The 4,194-nt window shown below is 63.4% G+C and carries 4 protein-coding genes; all 4 read right to left on the bottom strand.

Annotated elements, in window-relative coordinates:
• The coding region (locus tag NKJ94_RS36950) for a potassium-transporting ATPase subunit C (protein WP_352532654.1) at positions 1-221 on the bottom strand (221 nt) is incomplete at its 3' end.
• Between the two features lie 12 nt (positions 222-233).
• The gene (kdpB, locus tag NKJ94_RS36945; RefSeq protein ID WP_352532652.1) at positions 234-2,327 is read right to left on the bottom strand and encodes a potassium-transporting ATPase subunit KdpB; all 2,094 of its coding nucleotides are present in this window, start codon (positions 2,325-2,327) and stop codon (positions 234-236) included.
• Positions 2,324-2,533 carry a hypothetical protein gene (locus tag NKJ94_RS36940; protein ID WP_352532650.1) on the bottom strand — a complete coding sequence of 70 codons (210 nt, stop codon included), beginning with the start codon at positions 2,531-2,533 and terminating at the stop codon, positions 2,324-2,326. The genes kdpB and NKJ94_RS36940 overlap by 4 nt, the downstream gene beginning before the upstream one ends.
• Positions 2,534-2,549: 16 nt before the next feature.
• A partial coding sequence (gene kdpA / locus NKJ94_RS36935) for a potassium-transporting ATPase subunit KdpA (protein WP_352532648.1) occupies positions 2,550-4,194 on the bottom strand: 1,645 nt, incomplete at its 5' end.

Below are 4,194 nucleotides of genomic sequence, written 5' to 3'. Positions count from 1 at the left end.
CCGGCAGCCGACGGACGGCCATGGAAGTAGCGATCGCTGGTGAAAGCCTGGCCGATCAGCTCGGAACCGATGACCTTGCCGTTCCTCTCGATCAGGCTGCCATTGGCCTGGCCCGGAAACAGCGCCTGGGCAATGCCGGTCATGCCGATCGGATAGACCAAACCCGTCAGAACGGAGAAGAAGACAATCATGACGATAGCGGGCCTGATTTGATTGAGCATCGACGTGGTTCCTTATGCGAGACCGAGAGCAGTGATGGCCATGTCGATCACCTTGATGCCGACGAAGGGGACGATGACGCCGCCGAGGCCATAGACAATGAGATTGCGGCTGAGCAGCGCACCGGCGCCGACCGCGCGGTATTTGACGCCCCTCAGCGACAGCGGGATCAGCGCAATGATGATCAGCGCGTTGAAGATGATGGCCGAGAGGATAGCGCTCTGCGGCGTCGCCAGATGCATGACATTGAGCGCTTGCAGCGGCCCGGCGGTCTGGCCCGGGGCGATGTAGAAGACGGCGAATATTGCCGGGATAATGGCAAAATACTTGGCCACGTCGTTGGCTATGGAGAAAGTGGTCAGCGAGCCACGCGTCATCAGCAGCGCCTTGCCGATTTCGACGATCTCGATCAGCTTGGTCGGATCGCTGTCGAGATCAACCATGTTGCCGGCCTCGCGCGCCGCGACCGTACCGGTGTTCATGGCGACGCCGACATCGGCCTGCGCAAGGGCCGGCGCGTCGTTGGTGCCGTCGCCGCACATGGCGACCAGCTTGCCCTTGGCCTGCTCGTCGCGGATCAGCTTCAGCTTGTCCTCGGGCGTCGCCTGGGCAAGGAAATCGTCGACGCCGGCTTCCGCCGCGATCGCCGCCGCGGTCATCGGATTGTCGCCGGTGATCATCACCGTGCGGATACCCATGCGGCGCAATTCGGCAAAACGCTCGCTGATGCCGCCCTTGACGATGTCCTTCAGATGGACGACGCCGAGCAGGCGCCCGTCGCGCTCGACCGCCAGCGGGGTACCGCCCGATTTGGCGATCTCGTCGGCGATCGCCTGAAGGTCGCGGACGGTGTCGCCGCCGGGGCGCGTACTGCCCGTGGCAACGGTCGAGAGGTTGACGTGGGCAAGTACCGCATCGACTGCGCCCTTGCGGACCGAGGAGCCTTCCAGATCGACGCCGCTCATGCGGGTTTGCGCGGTGAAGGGCACGAAAGTCGCGTGCAAATTTGCCATGTCGCGGGCGCGGATGGCGTATTTCTCCTTCGCCAGTACGACGATCGAGCGGCCTTCCGGTGTTTCGTCGGCAAGCGAAGCAAGCTGGGCGGCGTCGGCCAATTCCTGTTCGGTGACGCCCTTGACCGGACGGAATGCCGTCGCCTGGCGGTTACCCAGCGTGATGGTTCCGGTCTTGTCGAGCAGCAGCGTGTCGACGTCGCCGGCCGCCTCGACGGCGCGGCCCGACATGGCCAGCACATTGAAGCGCACCAGGCGGTCCATGCCGGCAATGCCAATGGCCGACAGCAGCGCGCCGATCGTGGTCGGGATCAAGGTGACGAATAGGGCGACCAGCACCGTCACCGAGATATAGCCGCCCGAATAGGAGGCAAAGCTCGGGATCGTCGCCGTTGCCAGCACGAAGATCAGCGTCATGCCGACGAGCAGAATGTTGAGCGCGATCTCGTTGGGTGTCTTCTGGCGCTCGGCGCCCTCGACCAACGAGATCATGCGGTCGAGGAACGTATGGCCGGCAGCCGCGGTGATGCGCACGCGGATCCAGTCGGACAAGACCTGCGTGCCGCCGGTCACCGCCGAACGGTCGCCGCCGGATTCGCGGATGACCGGTGCGGATTCGCCGGTGATCGCCGCCTCGTTGACCGAAGCCACGCCTTCGACCACCTCGCCGTCCGAGGGGATGATGTCGCCGGCTTCGACGAGCACGATGTCGCCGATCTTCAGGCTGGTGCCGGGCACCAGCTTGAACTTGCTCCGATCGCCGCCGGTCAACAGCTTGGCCTGCGTCTCGGTGCGCGCCCGGCGCAGCGAGTCTGCTTGCGCCTTGCCGCGGCCTTCGGCCACCGCTTCGGCGAAATTGGCGAAAAGCACGGTGAACCACAGCCAGATGATGATCTGCAGCGTGAAGCCAAGATCGCCGCCGCCGGTAACGAGATCCTTGACGAACAGCACGGTGGTGAGCGCCGAGACGACGGCGACGACGAACATCACCGGGTTTCGCATCAAGGTGCGCGGGTTCAGTTTTCTGAAGGAACCGCCGATAGCGGGCCACAGGATGCGGGTATCCATGATGCTCACGGATTTCGACTGGCTCATTTGGTGGCTCCAGTGTCGATGTTGTTGACCGGTCGATCGTGTGCCGAACGAAGGTGCGGCGGCCCGTAAGCCAGCAGCCAGATCATGATCAAGGCTGCCGCAATAGCGAGGAATGTGGACAGGGTCGGGAAAGGAGGGGGCGTTTTCTCGCCCTCCGGCTCGGGACGATGCCGGACCTTTCGAGACGTGATCTTGAACCAGGGCATGGGCCGTTTCAGCGTTTCAGAAGGTCTGACCGTTGATCATCGCCAGGTGTTCGACGATCGGTCCGACCGCCAGGGCTGGGAAGAAGGTCAGGCCACCGACGATCAGGATGACACCGACCAGCAGCCCGACGAAGAGCGGACCGTCGGTCGGAAAGGTGCCGGCGGAGGCAGGGACGGTCTTCTTCGCCACCAGCGAGCCAGCAATCGCCAGCGCCGGAATAATGACCAGGAAGCGGCCCATCAGCATGCCGATGCCGAGCGTTATATTGTACCAGGGCGTGTTGCCGCCGAGGCCGCCAAAGGCGGAACCATTGTTCGCCGCAGCCGAGGTATAGGCATAGAGAACCTCGGAAAAGCCGTGCGGGCCGGCATTGGCGATGGAAGCAACGCCGGTCGGCAGCACCACCGCGATAGCGGTGAAGATCAGCATCGCCAGCGGCAGGCAGAGGACGGCCAGCATCGCCATCTTGACCTCCTTGGCCTCGATCTTCTTGCCGAGATATTCGGGCGTGCGTCCGACCATCAGCCCGGCGACGAAGACGGCAATGACGATGAACATCAGGATACCATAGAAGCCGGCGCCGACGCCGCCGACAATGACCTCGCCGAGCTGCATGTTGATGATGGGGATCATGCCGCCAAGTGCGGTGAAGCTGTCGTGCATGGCATTGACCGCGCCGCAGGATGCGGCGGTGGTGATGACCGCAAACAGCGCCGACAGAGCGATGCCGAAACGGCTCTCCTTGCCCTCCATGTTGCCGCCGTCGATGCCCAGCGCATGGACCAGCGGATTGCCGGCGGCTTCCGCCCAGTAGCAGACAGCAACGCCGGCGATGAACAGCACACCCATCGCCGACAGAATTGCCCAACCCTGGCGCTGGTTGCCGACCATGCGGCCGAAGACGTTGGTCAGCGCCGCACCGAGGGCGAAGATCGTCACCATCTGGATCAGGTTGGAGATCGCATCGGGATTTTCGAAGGGATGCGCTGCATTGGCGTTGAAGAAGCCGCCGCCATTGGTGCCAAGCATCTTGATGGCGATCTGCGAAGCGACAGGCCCGACCGCGATGGTCTGCTGCGCGCCTTCGAGTGTCGTCGCGTTGACGTAGACACCGAGCGTCTGCGGCATGCCGAGATGGACATAAACCAGCGTCAGGACGATGCAGAACGGCAAAAGCAGATAGAGAGTGCATCGGGTCATATCGACCCAGAAATTGCCGATCGACTTGACCGAATGTCGGGCGAAGCCACGGATCAGCGCGACCGCAATGGCGATGCCGACCGCCGCCGACAGGAAGTTCTGCACGGTCAAGCCGGCCATCTGCACGAGATAGGACATCGTGCTTTCGCCGCCGTAGTTCTGCCAGTTGGTGTTGGTCATGAAACTGGCGGCGGTGTTGAAGGCCAGCCCAGGTTCGACGGCGGTCATGCCGGCCGGATTATAGGGCAGGCCGCCTTGCAGCCGTTGCAGGAAATAGAGCACCAGGAAGCCGGCCAGGTTAAAGAACAGCAGGGCCGCCGCATAGGAGGTCCAGTGCTGCTCCTCGCGCTCGCTGGTCCCGGATATGCGGTAGAGCCCGCGCTCGAGCGGGGCCAGAATTGGCGACAGGAATGTGCGCTCGCCGCTGAAAACGCGATGCATGTAGCCGCCGAGCGGCTTC

Origin of the sequence: Mesorhizobium sp. M0060 (assembly GCF_040323155.1) — a bacterium.
In the GTDB taxonomy this organism is placed as follows: Bacteria; Pseudomonadota; Alphaproteobacteria; order Rhizobiales; family Rhizobiaceae; genus Mesorhizobium.
This window is presented reverse-complemented; position numbering and strand designations above follow the sequence as displayed.